This is a genomic window from Ottowia sp., from assembly GCF_047601385.1.
Lineage (GTDB): Bacteria > Pseudomonadota > Gammaproteobacteria > Burkholderiales > Burkholderiaceae_C > Ottowia.
On record NZ_JASGJP010000001.1, the window covers coordinates 1,637,021 to 1,653,127 of the forward strand.

13 protein-coding genes are annotated in these 16,107 nt (G+C 72.4%); 1 reads left to right on the top strand and 12 read right to left on the bottom strand.

Annotated features, from left to right (window positions below):
* Nucleotides 1-105 precede the first annotated feature (105 nt).
* The 7 genes from QM772_RS07960 to QM772_RS07990 all read right to left on the bottom strand — a co-directional run bounded on the left by QM772_RS07960 (nt 106) and on the right by QM772_RS07990 (nt 7,074).
* Nucleotides 106-927 (bottom strand): acyl-CoA thioesterase, encoded by an 822-nt coding sequence (locus QM772_RS07960; protein WP_415135246.1) that lies wholly within the window; start codon nt 925-927, stop codon nt 106-108.
* Nucleotides 928-983: 56 nt separating this feature from the next.
* The gene (locus QM772_RS07965; RefSeq protein ID WP_415135248.1) at nt 984-1,454 is read right to left on the bottom strand and encodes a DUF2147 domain-containing protein; all 471 of its coding nucleotides are present in this window, start codon (nt 1,452-1,454) and stop codon (nt 984-986) included.
* Nucleotides 1,451-3,247, bottom strand: coding sequence for an acyl-CoA dehydrogenase C-terminal domain-containing protein (locus QM772_RS07970; RefSeq protein WP_415135250.1), 1,797 nt, complete (start codon nt 3,245-3,247; stop codon nt 1,451-1,453). The genes QM772_RS07965 and QM772_RS07970 overlap by 4 nt, the downstream gene beginning before the upstream one ends.
* A 40-nt stretch (nt 3,248-3,287) precedes the next feature.
* Nucleotides 3,288-3,920 (bottom strand): TetR/AcrR family transcriptional regulator, encoded by a 633-nt coding sequence (locus QM772_RS07975; RefSeq protein WP_415135252.1) that lies wholly within the window; start codon nt 3,918-3,920, stop codon nt 3,288-3,290.
* Nucleotides 3,921-4,108: 188 nt separating this feature from the next.
* Entirely contained in the window at nt 4,109-4,759 is a 651-nt protein-coding gene (gene slmA, locus QM772_RS07980) for a nucleoid occlusion factor SlmA (RefSeq protein ID WP_415135254.1), read from the bottom strand.
* Nucleotides 4,760-4,846: 87 nt separating this feature from the next.
* On the bottom strand, nt 4,847-5,755 hold the full coding sequence (gene argB / locus QM772_RS07985; RefSeq protein ID WP_415135255.1) for an acetylglutamate kinase: 909 nt from the start codon (nt 5,753-5,755) through the stop codon (nt 4,847-4,849).
* A 206-nt stretch (nt 5,756-5,961) separates the two neighbouring features.
* Nucleotides 5,962-7,074: a glycosyltransferase family 4 protein gene (locus tag QM772_RS07990; protein ID WP_415135257.1), complete on the bottom strand. Its 1,113-nt coding sequence runs from the start codon at nt 7,072-7,074 to the stop codon at nt 5,962-5,964.
* 121 nt (nt 7,075-7,195) lie between these two features.
* On the opposite strand from QM772_RS07990, the gene QM772_RS07995 reads away from it, so the two are divergent.
* Nucleotides 7,196-11,029, top strand: a complete 3,834-nt coding sequence (locus QM772_RS07995; protein ID WP_415135259.1) for a glycosyltransferase — start codon at nt 7,196-7,198, stop codon at nt 11,027-11,029.
* Nucleotides 11,030-11,094: 65 nt separating this feature from the next.
* Here the strand turns inward: QM772_RS07995 and QM772_RS08000 are convergent, their stop codons facing one another.
* The 5 genes from QM772_RS08000 to QM772_RS08020 all read right to left on the bottom strand — a co-directional run bounded on the left by QM772_RS08000 (nt 11,095) and on the right by QM772_RS08020 (nt 16,031).
* The gene (locus QM772_RS08000) at nt 11,095-11,964 is read right to left on the bottom strand and encodes a methyltransferase domain-containing protein (protein WP_415135261.1); all 870 of its coding nucleotides are present in this window, start codon (nt 11,962-11,964) and stop codon (nt 11,095-11,097) included.
* A complete protein-coding gene (locus QM772_RS08005) occupies nt 11,961-12,887 on the bottom strand; it encodes a hypothetical protein (protein WP_415135263.1) in 927 nt (308 codons plus the stop codon). Before QM772_RS08005 ends, QM772_RS08000 begins: the two co-directional genes overlap by 4 nt.
* An 8-nt stretch (nt 12,888-12,895) precedes the next feature.
* Nucleotides 12,896-14,119, bottom strand: coding sequence for an ABC transporter ATP-binding protein (locus QM772_RS08010; RefSeq protein WP_415135265.1), 1,224 nt, complete (start codon nt 14,117-14,119; stop codon nt 12,896-12,898).
* The gene (locus tag QM772_RS08015) at nt 14,116-14,919 is read right to left on the bottom strand and encodes an ABC transporter permease (protein ID WP_415135267.1); all 804 of its coding nucleotides are present in this window, start codon (nt 14,917-14,919) and stop codon (nt 14,116-14,118) included. Before QM772_RS08015 ends, QM772_RS08010 begins: the two co-directional genes overlap by 4 nt.
* Nucleotides 14,920-15,083: 164 nt before the next feature.
* Nucleotides 15,084-16,031, bottom strand: a complete 948-nt coding sequence (locus QM772_RS08020) for a peptidylprolyl isomerase (RefSeq protein ID WP_415135269.1) — start codon at nt 16,029-16,031, stop codon at nt 15,084-15,086.
* Nucleotides 16,032-16,107 lie beyond the last annotated feature (76 nt).

Consider the following 16,107-nt stretch of genomic DNA (forward strand, 5'->3'; position numbering starts at 1 on the left):
GTGGGGTTGAGAAGATGATTGAGAAGAGGGTTTTGAGAAGAGGGTTGCTACTTTTTTGAAAGCTGATCGCGCTTATCTGCAAAGGGCTGGAGCCCGTTTTGACCATTATTCCTTGTAGTAGACGACCTGGTGCGTGGTGGCCAGCAGGCGGCCGTCGGCGCTCCACAGCGCGCCGCTCTGGTCGAAGTAGCCGCTCCAGAAGCGCTGCCCGCGCGCCTCGGCCAGCAGCCAGCCCTCGCCGCTGGCGGCCAGCTCGGCGGCGCCGGCATGGCAGTAGACGCTGAACGAGACGGTGCCGATGGGCGTCATCCGCGCGCGGCGGCGCCACACGCGGGGGTAGAACACGTCGCACAGCGCGGTCAGGCCGGCGAAGTCGAGCGGGCGCGGCGGCGCGTCGCGCACCCACAGGCGCGTGATGCTGTCGGCCGCCTCGGCGCCGTTCCATTCGCGCGGCATGCCGCCCTCGAACCAGCGCATGTCGTAGCGGTCGATCCAGGCCGGACGCGGCACGCGCGGCAGCGGCGGCACGCTGTCGGGCGCGGGCGCCGTTGGCTTAACGGCGTCGGTGGCGCCCCAGGTTTCGCGCCGCACGGCGGTGACGGCGGTGGCGGTGAAGACCACCGCCTCCTGGCCGTCGGCGTCCTGCTGGCGCATGGCCAGCGTCCAGTGCTGGGTGGAGCGGTTGGTGCGCGCGGGCCGGGCCTCGATGGTGAATTCGCCATCCGCCACGGCGGCGGCGAAGTTGCCGGTGAAGGCCACCGGCTCGCCCAGCCGGTCGGGGTGCAGCATGACGGCCTGCATCGCCTGCGCGGCGGTGATGCCGCCAAAGGGGCCGACCATGTTGGCGTAGGCGGGGCTGGTCCGGCCGCGGAAGCGGCCGTCGGCCTGCGGAAGCAGCGCCACGGCCTGGTCGAACGGATGCGTCACCGATACTCCTGTTTCAATAGCTGCCAGCGCTTGACTGGCGGGCGCTGGAGCCCGATTTACTTCACACGCACCCAGGTCTGCGTGCGCCCGAAGGGGCCGATGGCGCCGCGCACCTCCAGCTTCTGCCCGCCCTCGATGGGCGTCAGGCGCAGCGCGTAGGTGCTGCCCTTCTCGGGGTCGAGGATGCGGCCGCCTTCCCACACGTCCCTGCCCTCGACCTTCTTGGCGCCGCGGATGATCTCCAGGCCGACCATGGGCTGGTCCTTGCGGTCGTCGGTGCAGCGCTCGCACACCGCCTTGGGGTCGGCGCCGGGGCGCAGCAGCCGCTCGATGCGGCCGGCGAGCACGCCGCCCTGCTCGCCGATGACGATCTGGGCCTTGGGCTGCCGGGTGTCTTCGTCGATGCTGCGCCAGGTGCCGACGGGGCTCGTCTGCGCCTGCACAGCCGCGCCGGAAGCTACCAAAATAGTAGCTGCCAGCGCCCGTCTGGCGGGCGCTGGAGGCCGATTTTGCTTGAAAATACTCAAGCCAGCGCCTGCTCGGTGTCCAGCAGGTTGGCGGCGCCGGAGCGCGCGGTCTGCATCAGGCTGGCGGTCTCGGGGAACAGGCGCGCGAAGTAGAAGCGCGCGGTTTGCAGCTTGCCGGCGTAGAACGGGTCGGTGCTGCCCTCGGCCTGCTTCTTCAGCGCCACGCTGGCCATGCGCACGAACTGCCAGCCGAACACCAGGTGGCCGGCCACGCGCAGGAAATCGCTGGCGGCGGCGCCGATCTCGTCGGCGTTGCTCATGCCCTTGACGCCGATCTCCATGCTGAACTTGCTGAATTCGCCAGCCAGCGCGGCCACGGGGGCGGTGAACTCGGCCATCCGGGGGTCGGCGCCTTCGGCCTTCAGCAGCTCGGCGATCTGCTGGCCCAGCTTGCGCAGCGTGGCGCCCTGGTTGCCCAGCACCTTGCGGCCCAGCAGGTCGAGCGCCTGCACGGTGTTGGTGCCTTCGTAGATGGGGTTGATGCGCGCGTCGCGCGCGAACTGCTCGGCCCCGGTCTCGTGGATGAAGCCGTGGCCGCCGTAGACCTGCATGCAGGCGTTGGCGGCGGTGACGCCGTTGTCGGTGAGGAAGGCTTTGACGATGGGGGTGAGCAGGGCCACCATCTCCTCGCTGTCCTTGCGCACCTGCTCGTCGGTGTGGTGGCGCGCCTTGTCGATCAGCAGCGCGCATTGCATCGCCAGCGCGCGGCCGCCCTCGGCGTAGGCCTTGGCGGTGAGCAGCATCTTGCGCACGTCGGGGTGCACGATGATGGGGTCGGCCGGCTGGTCGGGCGCCTTGGGGCCGGAGAGGCTGCGCATCTGCAGGCGCTCCTTGGCGTAGGCCAGCGCGTTCTGGTAGGCCACCTCGGTCTGGCCCAGGCCCTGGTTGCCCACGCCCAGGCGGGCGGCGTTCATCATGACGAACATGGCCATCAGGCCCTTGTTGGGCTGGCCGACCAGGGTGCCGGCGGCGCCGTCCAGGCTCATCTGGCAGGTGGCGTTGCCGTGGATGCCCATCTTGTGCTCGATGCCGGTGCAGAAGATCGGGTTGCGCGCGCCCAGGCTGCCGTCGGCGTTGACGAGGAACTTGGGCACCACGAACAGGCTGATGCCCTTGCTGCCCTTGGGCGCGTCGGGCAGGCGGGCCAGCACCAGATGCACGATGTTGGGGGCGAAGTCGTGCTCGCCGGCGCTGATGAAGATCTTGCTGCCGGTGAGCTTGTAGCTGCCGTCGGGCTGCGGCTCTGCCCGGGTGCGCAGCAGGCCCAGGTCGGTGCCGCAGTGCGGCTCGGTCAGGCACATGGTGCCGGTCCACTCGCCGCTGGTGAGCTTGGGCAGGAAGGTCTGCTTCTGCGCGTCGCTGCCGTGGGCGTGGATGGCCTCGTAGGCGCCGTGCGAGAGGCCGTAGTACATGGTCCAGGCCTGGTTGGCGGCGTTGAGCATCTCGCCCACGCAGGTGCTGAGGGTGGACGGCAGGCCCTGGCCGCCGTAGTCGGGGTCGCAGGTGAGCGCGGGCCAGCCGCCTTCGCAGAACTGCGCGTAGGCTTCCTTGAAGCCCTTGGGCGTGGTGACCGTGTGGTTCGCCTTGTCCAGCGTGCAGCCCTCGGCGTCGCCGCTCAGGTTGATCGGCGCGGTGACGGTGGAGGTGAACTTGCCGGCCTCCTCCATGACGGCGTTGCAGGTGTCGGCGTCCAGGTCGGCGAAGCGCGGCATGACCCGCAGCTGGTCGACGGCCTGGTTGACCTCGTGCATCAGGAACTGCATGTCGCGCAGGGGCGGGGTGTAGCTGGGCATGGCGCTTGTCTCCTGGAAATGGAATGGGGGGGTGGAAAAGTCAGCCGCGCGCCGCGTGGCGCGCCAGCACATTATCGAAGCCGCGCACGGCGCGCAAGGCGGCGCCGGGCAGGCGCAGGAAACGCGCCTCGTAGTGCAGCGCCAGAATCAGGGCATGGGTCTCGAAAACCACCTGGGCTTCGTCGGCCAGGGGGGTCAGGTGGCCCTCGGCCTTGGCCTGGGCCACGGCGCGCGCCAGCGTGCCCGTCCACAGGCCCACGGTCTGCGCCAGCGCGTCGCGCACCGGGCCGGGGCGGTCGTCGAACTCCACCGCGCCGCTGATGAACAGGCAGCCGCCGCCGTCCAGCTCGGCGCTGGTGTAGCGCATCCAGTGGTCGAACAGCGCGCGCACGCGCGGCAGGCCGCGCGGCGCCAGCATGGCGGGCGCGAACACCTGCTCCTCGAAGCGGGCGGAGTACTCGCGCACGACGGAGATCTGCAACTCGTCGCGCGAACCGAAATGCGCGAACACGCCGGACTTGCTCATGCCCATCGCCTCGGCCAGCGCACCGATCGACAGGCCCTCCAGCCCGACCTGCGTGGCCAGGCGCAGCGCGGCATCGATGATGGCGGCCTTGGTCTGCCGGCCCTTGGCAAGAGCGCGCGGCGGCCGGTCGGCGGTGGGCAGGGACATGAAGCTCGGCACAACGGACGCCGTGGCGCCGCAGCGAAAAGAACGATCGTCCTATTCTGCGAGGAAGCCCGAGACCTGCCAAGCGCATGCCACCGCTCACGGCCAGGGGTTAACCCTTGGCCACGAACAGAAATAATGGGGAAATAAGCCTCCAGCGCTTGCTGGACAAGCGCCAGCAGCTATTAGTATCAGAGCATTCGTGCCAGGCAGGCATCCAGCAGCTCGGACGGCGCGCGGCGGAAGCCCGAGCGGGCGAAGCGCTGTAGCCGCCCCACCACGAAGGCCGTCAGCGCCGAGGCGACCACCTGCGCGTCGGCGTCGGGCGTCAGGCTGCCGTCGCCGGCCGCCGGCGCGTCGTCGCGCAGGCTCTGGCGCAGCGCCGCCTCGAGCTTGTCGAAGAGCTGGTTCATGCGCTGCTGCAGGCGCTCGTGCTCGAACACCAGCGCGTCGCCCACCATCACGCGCGTCATGCCGGGGTTCTTCTCGCCGAAATGCAGCACCATGGCCACGATGCGGCCCGCGCGCGCCGGGCCCGCCGGCTCGCGTTCGCCAATTTGATTGATCAGCCCGAACACGCTGCCTTCGATGAAGTCGATCAGCCCCTCGAACATCTGCGCCTTGCTGGCGAAGTGGCGGTACAGCGCCGCCTCGCTCACGTCCAGCCGGGCGGCCAGCGCCGCCGTGGTGATGCGCTCGGCGCCCGGCTGCTCCAGCATTTGCGCCAGGGTTTGCAGGATCTGTACGCGCCGCTCGCCCGGCTTGGGCCGTTTGCGCGCCGTCGCCGCGCTGGGCGCGGCCTCGTCGGGGTCGGGAGCGATGACGTGGTGGGCGGTCGGCATGGCGAGTTTCAATTGTTTCCAAATGATTCTCGCACAGCCGGTGGCACTTGCAAGCGAGCAGGCGCCCGCGAAGCCCGAAGACCAGCGTCAGTGGGAGCGGATCATGGTGCCGAAGGCCTGGTCCGTCAGCACCTCCAGCAGCATCGCGTGAGGCACGCGGCCGTCGATGATGTGCACCGCGTTGACGCCGCTCTTGGCCGCGTCCAGCGCGCCGCTGATCTTGGGGATCATGCCGCCGGAGATGGTGCCGTCGGCCACCAGCTCGTCGATGCGGCGCGGCGTGAGTTCGGGCAGCAGCTGGCCGGCCTGGTCGAGCACGCCGGGGATGTTGGTCAGCATCAGCAGCTTCTCGGCCTGCAAGACGGTGGCCAGCTTGGCGGCCACCACGTCGGCGTTGATGTTGTAGCTCTCGTTGTGCTCGCCGAAGCCGATCGGGCTGACCACCGGGATGAACTGGTCGTCCTGCAGCGCCTTGACCACCGCCGGGTCGATCTGGTCGATGTCGCCCACCTGGCCGACGTCGTGCTCGATGCTCGGGTCTTTCTGGTCCAGCAGCCGGAGCTTGCGCGCGCGGATCAGGCCGCCGTCGCGCCCGGTCAGGCCCACCGCCTTGCCGCCGGCCTGGTTGATCAGGCCCACGATGTCCTGCTGCACCTCGCCGGCCAGCACCCACTCGACCACCTCCATGGTCTCGGCGTCGGTCACCCGCATGCCCTGGATGAACTCGCCCTTCTTGCCCAGGCGCCCCAGCGCCGTCTCGATCTGCGGCCCGCCGCCGTGCACCACCACCGGGTTGATGCCCACCAGCTTGAGCAGCACCACGTCCTCGGCGAAGGCGGCCTGCAAAGCCGGGTCGGTCATGGCGTTGCCGCCGTACTTGATGACCATGGTCCTGCCGTGGAACCGGCGGATGTAGGGCAGCGCCTGCGCCAGGATCGCCGCCTTGTCGCGCGGGCCCAGGGAGGAAGCGGTATCGGTAGCGGTAGCGGTCGTCATGGCGGGTTCGGAATTCAAGGATGGCGCATCATAGTCACGGAAAATCCCGCGCCTCAATCGCCGGCGGCATCCCTACCCCAAAGAGACAAGCGGCCGCTTCGCCTGCCATGCCCGTGCACCCGTGGCCGGGGTTCCCCCGGCCAGTGGGTGCGCCCCCTCCAAGGGGGGTGGCGCAACATCGCGCAGCGAGTGGAGCCTGGGGGTGGTCAAAACCTCGAACGCTGAAACACCCGCGGCACCTTGAAGCGCACCAGGCTCACGTAAGCCACCACATAGCTGACGGCGAACAGCAGGCAGAACGCCATCAGCACGCCGGTGTAGCGCCAGAACAGCACCGCCGGCACCACGGTGAGCGCGATGAAGCCCCACAGGTAGGGCGCGGTGCGGTTGTTGCGCATCAGCATGTTGCGCGCCTCGTCCTCGTGCAGCACGCTGCGCACCAGGCGCCGGTACACCAGCTGGTGCAGGTGCAGCGCGTCGGCCATGCCGGGCGAGACGCCGCGCCACAGCTTGCGGTAGATGGAAAACACCGTCTCCCACACCGGGTAGATCAGCAGCAGCACCGGGAACCAGGGCGACACCACCGGATGGCGCTGCACCAGCAGCAGGCTGATGGTGGCGATCAGCAGCCCCCACAGGTAGGCCCCGGCGTCGCCGGCGAAGATCAGCCCGCGCGGGTAGTTCCACACCAGGAAGCCCGCCGTCGCCGCCGCCAGCGCCACCGCCATGGCCGCCAGCTCGCGGTCGCCCACCTGCAGGGCCACATGGGCCAGCGCCAGGCACACCACCAGGGCCACCATGCCGGCCAGGCCGTTGTAGCCGTCGATGATGTTGAAGGCGTGCGGCAGCCCCGTCACCGCCAGCACCGCCAGCGCCACGCCCAGCCAGGGCACGGCGCGCCAGTGCGCGTCCAGCCAGCCGAAGCCCAGCTGCGGCACGGAGACGTCCAGCAGCCACCAGGCCAGCAGGCCCGAAGTCAGCGTCAGCAGCAGGCGCCAGCGCACCGTCAGGCGCTGCGTCATGTCCTCCAGCACCCCGCCGGCAAAGGCCGGCAGCAGCATCAGCAGCCACAGCGGCAAGTTCAGCCGCATGCGGTCGATGTTGCCCGCCAGGTGCGCCCATTGCAGCAGCGGCAGCACCGCCAGCGCCAGCGCCCAGCCCGCCAGCAGCCCGGCGCCCCCCATGCGCGGCGTGTCGCCGACGTGGAAGCGCTGCGGCGCGTCCTCCGCATAGGCGCCGGCATGCCGGTGGAACAGCCGGCGCATCCACAGGGTGGCCACCAGGGACACCATGAAGGCGAGCAGCGCCAGCGAGATCATTCAAAAAAGGCGGTCAAGACGATCACGAACGGCGTGCGGCGACGGTGGGTGCATGCGCCTCGCCCCCATGCGCCGCGAGGCCCCGACACCCATGTGGCGCCGCACGCTGGGAACAGCCCGCATGGTAGCATCCGAGGGCCTCTTTCCCCTGGGGCGCCTGCATGCCGCGCGCGCCAGCGCAACCCACGGTTTCATGTCGTCCTCTCCCCCCGCCCTGCACATTTACGCCCGCGAGATCCGGGCCGACGAGCGCACCTCGCTCTCCCTCCTGGCGGACCACATCCCGGCCGGCGCGCGCGTGCTCGACCTGGGCTGCGGCAGCGGCGCCGTGGGCCGCTTCCTGGCCGGCCGCGACGGCGCCGCCGCCGGCCCCATCGACGGGCTGACCATCAGCCGCGACGAGGCCCTGCTGGCCGCCGCGCACTACCGCCGCGTCGAAGTCGCCGACCTCGACGCCTGCCGCCTGACCGAGATGTTCGCGCCCGGCGGCTACGACCGCATCGTCTGCGCCGACGTGCTGGAGCACATCCGCCAGAGCGACCGCGTGCTGGCCGAATGCCAGGCGCTGCTGGCCGAGGGCGGGCGCGTGCTGCTCTCCATCCCCAACGCCGGCTACGCCGGCCTGGTGGCCGAGCTGATGGCGGGCGAATTCCGCTACCGCCCCGAGGGCCTGCTGGACGAGACCCACCTGCGCTTCTTCACCCGCCGCACGCTGATGCGCTTTCTGCGCGACAACGGCTGGGTCGCCGAGCAGGTGGACACGGTGCGGCGCCAGCTGCCCGACTCCGAATTCAACGTCGCCTTCGACGCCCTGCCGCCGCCGGTGGCGCGCCACCTGCTGGCCCTGCCCGACGCGCTGACCTACCAGTTCATCGTCATCGGCCGCCCCCAGCGCCCGGGCGAGCAGCCCATGGCCCTGCCGCCGGAAGACGCCCCGCTGCCCGCGCAGGCGCTGTTCACCAGCCAGCTCTACCTGGGCCAGGGCGGCGCCTTCGACGAGCAGCGCAAGCTTTCCTGCACCGGCATCATCGGCGACGCGCGGCAAACCCTGCGCTTCGCCCTGCCCGCCGGCGCGCCCGTCACCGGCCTCAAGCTCGACCCGGCCGACCGCCCCGGCTACCTGCACCTGCACGGCCTGGCGCTGCGCGCCGCCGACGGCCGCCTGCTGTGGCAGTGGACGCCCGCCGACGTGCGCGGCCTTGCCGGCGCGCGCCTGGGCGGCGTCGTGGTCCAGCCGCCGGCGCTGCCCACCGACGCCTTCGTGCTGCTGCTGCACGGCACCGACCCGTGGATCGAGCTGCCCATCCCCGCCGACGCGCTGGCGCAGGCTGCGGGCGGGGTGCTCGAAGCCGAGCTCGGCTGGCCCATGTCCGCCGACTACCTGGCCCTGGCCGGCACCGCCGAGCAGCACATCGCCACCGCCCAGACCGAAGCCGCCGAGGCGCGGCGCCAACTGGCCGAACGCACCGCCCAGGCCGACACCGAGCGCGCCGCCCGCCAGCGCCTCGAACAACAAACCAGCCACCTGCGCGGCCAGAAGCAGGCCCTGCTGCAACACACCCACGTGCTCGCCCGCGAGCGCGACGAAGCCGTCAAGCTGGTGCACGACATCGAAAACTCCACCGTATTCCGCGCCACCCGCCCCATCGTCAACGCCAAGATGCGGCTCGACCGGCTGCTGGGCATCGGCTCCGCCCGCCCGCCCGCGCCCGCCGAGCGGCCCCAGGCCCAGCCGCTGGCGCCCGAGCCGCACCCGGTGGACGTCATCGTGCCGGTCTACAAAGGGCTGGAAGACACCCGCCGCTGCCTCGAATCCGTGCTGGCCTCCACGTGCGCCACGCCCTGGCGCCTGATCGTCATCAACGACGCCAGCCCCGAGCCCGAAGTCACCGGCTGGCTGCGCGCCTTCGCCCCGCGCGATCCGCGCGTCACCCTGCTCGAAAACGAGCAGAACCTCGGCTTCGTCGGCACCGTCAACCGCGGCATGGCGCTGTCGGGCGAGCACGACGTGCTGCTGCTCAACAGCGACACCGAAGTCGCCGGCGACTGGCTCGACCGCCTCCGCGCGGCGGCCTACGGCGACCGGAAGGTCGCCTCCGTCACCCCCTTCTCCAACAACGCCACCATCTGCAGCTACCCGCGCTTCTGCGCCGACAACGCCCTGCCCGACGGCTGGGACACCGCCCGTCTCGACGCCCTGTTCGCCCGCGTCAACGCCGGCCAGGCGGTGGACGTGCCCACCGGCGTCGGCTTCTGCATGTACATCCGGCGCGACGCGCTGCGCGAGCTGGGCCTGTTCGACGTCGAACACTTCGGCAAGGGCTACGGCGAAGAGAACGACTTCTGCATCCGCGCCGCCAAGGCCGGCTGGCGCAACCTGCACGCGCTGGACACCTTCGTGCGCCACTTCGGCGGCGTCAGCTTCGGCGCCAGCAAGAGCCCGCGCGAGCGCGCCGCCATGCAGACGCTGCGCCGCCTGCACCCGCGCTACGAAGCCGACGTGCTGCGCTTCGTCGGCGAAGACCCGGCGCGGCCCGCGCGCACGGCGGTCGACCTGGCGCGCGTGCTCGATGGCGGGCGGCCGGTCATCCTGGCCGTGCTGCACGACCGCAACGGCGGCACCGAGCGCCACGTCGTCGAGCTGGCCGGCCTGCTGCGCGAACGCGCGCAGTTCCTGCTGCTGCGCCCCCTGCCCGGCCAGCGCCTCGGCCTGCGCCTGCCCGGCGAGAACGAAGGCTTCGAGCTGGTGTTCGCCCTGCCCGACCAGGGCGAGGAGCTGCTCGCCCTGCTGCGCCGCCTGGGCGTGCGCCACGTGCACGTGCACCACCTGCTGGGCCACGGCGAATTCGTCCAGCGCCTGCCCGCCCGCCTGGGCGTCAGCCACGACTTCACCGCGCACGACTTCCATTTCGCCGACCCCGGCATCACCCTCACCGACGCCAGCGGCCGCTACAGCCCTGCGCGCGACCCGGCGGCGACCGGCGCCACGCCCCCGCCGGATGCGGACGAGGCCGCCCTCGGGCCCTGGCGCCAGCAGAGCGCCGAATTCCTGAACGGCGCGCGCTTCGTCATCGCGCCCTCGCGCGACATGCTCACGCGCCTGCTCGCCCTGGTGCCCGGCGCCCCCCTGCGCCTGGTGCCGCACACCGACATCGACCCCACCGCCCCGCTGCCCCAGCCCGCGCCGCCGCCGCTGGCCGAAGGCCGGCCCCTGCGCGTGGCGGTGGTCGGCGCGCTCAGCGCCATCAAGGGCGCCGACGTGCTGGAAGAAGCGGCCATCGCCGCCCGCAGGCAGGGCGCGCCGGTCGAGTTCCACCTGATCGGCTACGCCTACCGCACCCTGCGCGCGCAGCCGCACGCCCACCTCACCGTGTACGGCCGCTACGACGAGAAAGACCTGCCCGAGCTGCTGCGCTGGCTCCAGCCCGACCTGGTCTGGTTCCCCGCCCAGTGGCCCGAGACCTACAGCTACACCCTGTCGGCCTGCCTGCAGGGCGGCTGGCCCGTGGTCGCGCCCGACCTGGGCGCCTTCGCCGAGCGCCTGGCCGGCCGCGCCTGGAGCTGGGTGCGCCCCTGGCAGCAGAGCGCCCCGCAGTGGCTCGGCTTCTTCGCCGACCTGCGCCAGCGCCACTTCGCCACCGGCCAGGGCCCCGCCCCGCTGCCCGCGCTCGAAGACGACGCCCGGCTCGCGCCCACGCGCGGCTTCGACCCCCAGCCCCCCGGCTGGTACGCCAGCGCCTACCTGGACGGCCTGCCCGCGCCAGATGTGGCCGACCTGCCGGCCGACGCCTGGCTGCCCTACCTGCCCGAGCCCGACGACGGCATCGCCGCCGGCGCCAGAGGCCGCGCCCTGGGCATCCTGGCCCGGCTGCGCGCCCTGCCCGTCCTCGCGCCGCTGGTCCGCGCCATCCCGCAGCGCTGGCAGACGCGCGTCAAGAGCTGGCTGCGCCGGTAGCGCGGCGCATCAAAAATCATAGCTGCCGGCGCTTGCCGCATAAGCGCCGGAGCCACTTTTTGCCCTCAATCCTTGCCCAGCAGCAGCAGGATCTCGTTGTTGCGCAGCAGCGCCTCGGGGTAGCGGCCCAGCAGGGCCTCGGGGATCGGCAGGTCCACCTGCCGGCGCTCCTGCCGGCGCACCGTGAAGCCCGCCCGCACCGCCAGCTCCACCAGCTCGTCGGCGGTCAGCCGGTTGAGCGCCTGGTACTCGCTGAACACCCAGCGCTTGTAGCCCTCCGGGCCGAAATCGGCAAAGCCGAAATCGACCTCGTCCGGCTGCAACTCGCCCTGGTAGGCTTCCATGGCCTGCCACAGCTCGTCCTCGCTGGCGAGCAGATGGTGCCAGGGCACGTCGTCGTAGCGCCGCAGGTGCGAGCCCCAGGGCGAATGGAACAGCGGCTCGATCTGCAGAAAAAACACCCCGCCCGGCCGCAGGCAGGCGTGCAGGTCGCGCAGGATCGGCGGCAGCTGCGCGCGCGCCACGTGCTCGAAGGTCGACCAGCTCACGATGCCGTCCACCCCCGCGTGCCGGCCCGCCAGCGGCGCCCCCGGCGCGATCGTCTCGAACGTCAGCGCCGCCGGCAGGCGCGCCAGGCCCAGCTGCTCGCGCGCGATGCGCGGCAGCTTGGCGTACTCGCGGCGGATGTCCACCCCGTGGATCGCCGTGGCGCCGTGGCGCAGCACCAGCGCCAGGTCGGTGATGCCGTCGCCGCAGCCGAAGTTCAGCAGCCGCGCCGTGGGCAGCCGCAGCGCCCCGCCCAGCCACTGCGCCACCAGGTCGGCGGCATGGAAGAAGTGCGCGCGGAACCATTCGTCGCCGATGCGCCCCGCGTCCCAGGGCGCCCGCCCCCACAGCCGCTCCCGCAGCCTCAGCATCCAATGCGGCCCACTCATTCAGCCTCTCCTTCCATCGGCGCCGGCGCGAAAAAGCGCTCGGCCTCCGTCCACAGGTGCCACGAGGCCGGCCGCTCGCGCACCACCGCCTCGAACCGCTCGAACACCCGCCCCAGCAGCCGCTCGGCATCGTCCCACACGCCCAGCGGGTGCAGGCGCAGGTGCCGCCGGCCGCTCGCCAGGTCCAGCTCCAGCGTATAGACCGTCACCGGCACCCGCTGCTCCACCGCCAGCCGCGCCAGCGCCGCCGGCACCCGCACCGAACGGCCCAGCACCGGCAGCGGCACCGTGCCCGGCACCTGGTCGGCCGGCACGTCGATCACCACCACCACCTGCTCCCCGGCCCCCCAGGCGCGCCGCAGCGGGCGCATCGGCCCCGGCACGTGGATCACCGGCCGCCCCTGCGCCTGCTCCAGCGTGCGCAGCCGCTGGCGGATGTACCGGCGCAGCACCGTGCGCCCGCGCAGCCCCTCCGGCGAAGCCACCAGCGTGTGCGGCAGCAGCCCCTGGGCGTGCGCGTGGCGCTGCGCCCACATGCCGCAGCCCCAGTGGAAAGTCACCAGCAGCGCCGCCTGCCCCGGCGCCACGCCCCAGTCGCCCGTGGCCCGCACGTGGCGGCGCAGCCAGGCGTCGGAGCGGGTGCGCGCCAGGTAGTGGTCCGCATGGTCGGTCAGGATCACCAGCCGGTACTCGCGCAGCCAGCGCGCCGCGTCCGGCGCCATGCCGGCCTCCCGGGCCAGCGCCAGCGCGCGCGCGCACTGGGCGCGGTACAGCCACGGCCAGCCCGCCAGCCGCCTGAAAAGGGCAAAGCTCCAGCGCCACGGCAGCACCGCCGCCAGCCCCGGCAGCAGCACCAGCTCCAGCGCGTCGCGCGCCTCGGTCCGCAGGCGCGCCAGCACGGCGGCGGCACGGTTGCCCGCCATCGCCCGCCTCAGGACCAGCGGTGCGGCAGCCGCACCAGGCCGGGCGTGCGCACCGGCGCCACGAACCGGAAGCTCAGGAACTGGTGCCACTGGTCATACACCACCAGCCCCGAGTGGTCGAACAGGTACACGCTGACCACGTACTCGCCGCTGTGCAGCGGCAGATCAGGCAGCGTCAGCACGCTGCGCCAGCTGCCGTCCGCCAGCCGGCGCGGCGCCGCGCCCTCCTCGTGCGTCACCATCGAGGTGATGCCCACGCCCCGCGTCTGCTCGATCATGAAGCCCACGTGCGGCTGCTCGTCCCCGCGCCCGCGCACGGTGATCGTCACCTCCAGGTCGGGGCCGGGCAGCAGCGGCACCCCCGCCGCCGGCGCGTCCAGCCCCGCCAGCGTCGCCGACACGATGGCCGCCTCGTCCGCCGCCCGCGGCGGCGCGGCCGCCACCAGCGCCGGCGGCGCATCCGCCGCCGGCGCCCCGGCCGACAACAGGCGCGAATGGGTTTCGTAGGCCAGCAGCACCGGCTCCGTATCGCCCAGCGCCATCACCCGCCCCTGGTCCAGCCACAGCGCCGCGTCGCACAGCTGCCGCACGTGGTAGGGGCTGTGCGAACAGAACAGGATGGTGCAGCCGTTGTCGCGGAACGCCTGGATGCGCTCCACGCACTTCTTCTGGAAATGCTGGTCGCCCACCGCCAGCGCCTCGTCGATGATCAGCAGGTCCGGCTCCACCGCCGTCACCAGCGCGAACGCCAGCCGCACCACCATGCCCGACGAATAGGTCTTCACCGGCCGGTCGATCGCCTCGCCGATCTCCGCGAACGCCAGCACCTGCGGCTCCAGCCGCGCCATCTCCTCGTGCCCGATGCCGATCAGGCTGCCGCCGAAATACAGGTTCTGCCGCCCCGTGAAGTCCGGGTGGAAGCCCGCCCCCAGCTCCAGGATCGCCGTCACCCGCCCGTGGCGCGCCAGCCGGCCCGTGCTCGGCGCCAGCGTGCCCGTGATCAGCTTCAGCAGCGTGCTCTTGCCCGCGCCGTTGCTGCCCACCACGCCCAGGCACTGCCCGCGCCGCAGCGCCAGCGACACGTCCCGCAGCGCCCAATGGCTGCGGTGCAGCGCGCGCCCCGTCAGCAGCGCCTTCAGGCGCGCGCGCGGCGAGTCGTACAGGCGGTACTCCTTGCCCACCCCCTCCAGCCGCAGCGGCACCTCGGCGCTGTGCACCACGGGGCCGCTCACAGCCAATCCACCAGTTGGTCGCGGCTGCGCGCCAGCGCCAGCGACAGCAGCGCCGCCAGCAGCGCCAGCCAGGCGGCGATCGACAGCCAGACGCCAGCCGGCGGCCACGCGCCCTCCAGCAGCGCCGCCTGGTAGCCCAGCACCGGCCCCGTCATCGGGTTCAGCCACAGCAGCCAGCGCCAGCGCTCCGGGAACAGGCTCACCGGGAACAGCACCGGCGACAGGAACACCCCCAGCGACAGCAGCACCCCCGCCACCTGCACCACGTCGCGCAGCGCCGCCGCCAGAATCGCCAGCAGGTAGGCCGCCAGGAACGACAGCACCCCCTGCAACGCCAGCAGCGGCAGCACCGCCCACACCCCCGGCCGGAACTGGTGCGCGCCCGCGTACAGCGGCACCAGGGCCAGCATCAGCGGCGCGAACACCGCGCCGCTGGCCAGCACCGTCCGCGCCGGGAACAGCCCCGGCGGCAGCGGGTTCTTCTGCAGCATGCCGCCCGCCTCCAGCAGGCTGCCCATGCCGCGCTGCGCCGCATCCGCGAACGCCATCCAGGCCAGCATGCCCACGATCAGGTAGGTGCCCACGCGCGCCGCCGGCGCCGCGCCGCCCAGGCGCATGCCGAACACCACGTCGAACACCAGGTAATACGACGCCACCGTCAGCAGCGGCGGCAGCCACGCCCACAACAGCCCCCCGGCCGAGCCGGCGAAGCGCCCCGCCAGCTCGCGCCGCGCCAGCACCCCCAGCAGGCCGCGCAGGCGCCAGAGCTGGCCGCACTCGGCGCGCAACGCGGACGGCATGGGTCAAGCCCGGGCGCCGCGCCCGGCGCGCGCGCGCCCATCACCCGCGAAACACGGGAGTATGGGGTACCTTACGCCCATCCAGCAAGCGCTGGCGGCCAGGCATATAGGGGAGTATTCGCCGCCCTGCCGCGCACCGTGCGGCCACCGCCGCGCCGGCAGGCTCATGGCTTCTTCGGCAGCGGAATCGGCGGCTGCTCGGCGCTGATGGCCTTGACCACCGCCTCGTCCACCTGCACCCGCTCCTGCGCGGCGCTCCACAGCGCCTTGCGCTCCGCGCTCATGACCTTGGCGCGCACCTCCTCGCGCAGCTCGGGCAGCACCTGCTCGAAGGGGCGCAGCGCGGCCGGCGTGTACTCCAGCAGCTCGATCACGTGGTAGCCGAACTTCGTCTTCACCGGGCCCGCCAGCTCGCCCGGCTTGCGCAGGGCGAAGGCCGCCTGGTCGAACTCCGGCACCATCTTGCCGCGCCCGAACTGGCCCAGGTCGCCGCCGCGCGCGGCGCTGCCCTTGTCGGCCGACAACTGCCGCGCCAGCGCCGCGAAGTCGGCGCCGCCGCGCAGCTCGGCCAGCAGCTTCTCGGCGCGCGCCTTCACGGCGGCGTCGTTGCCGCCGTCCGGGGCCACCGCCAGCAGGATGTGGCGCACCCGCACCTGCTCCGGCTGGCGGAAGCGCTCGGGCTTGGCCTTGTAGTCGGAGCGCGCATAGGACTCCAGCACCTGGTCGCCGGGCACGGCGGCGCGCTCGCGCTCGCGCAGCAGCAGCTCGGACAGGGCGCGCTCGCGCAGCTGCCGCAGGTAGGCCTGGCCCTCGGGCGTGGCGTCCAGCCCGGCCTTCTGCGCGTCGGCCGCCAGCAGGCGCTGCGCGTACAGGCTGCGGGCGAAACCGGCAATGGCATCCTGGTCGGCCCAGAAGCGCGGCTGCTCGGCCGCCGGCACCAGGTCGCGCACCATGGCCTCCACCTCGGCGCGGGTCATGGGGCCGGCCGGGCCGGTCACCATCACCGCGTCGCCGGCGCCGGCCGCGCGGGCCGCGCCGCCGGCGCACAAGGCCGCCAGCACCAGCACCACGGCCGCCGGCAGGCGGCCGCCCTTGAAGTCAGTCGATTTCATCAGCATGGATCTTTCGGGCCCGGCCGCGGCGCGCGCCTGCCCCTGCAAAAAAGGGGCCCATCATAACCGTGCCGCG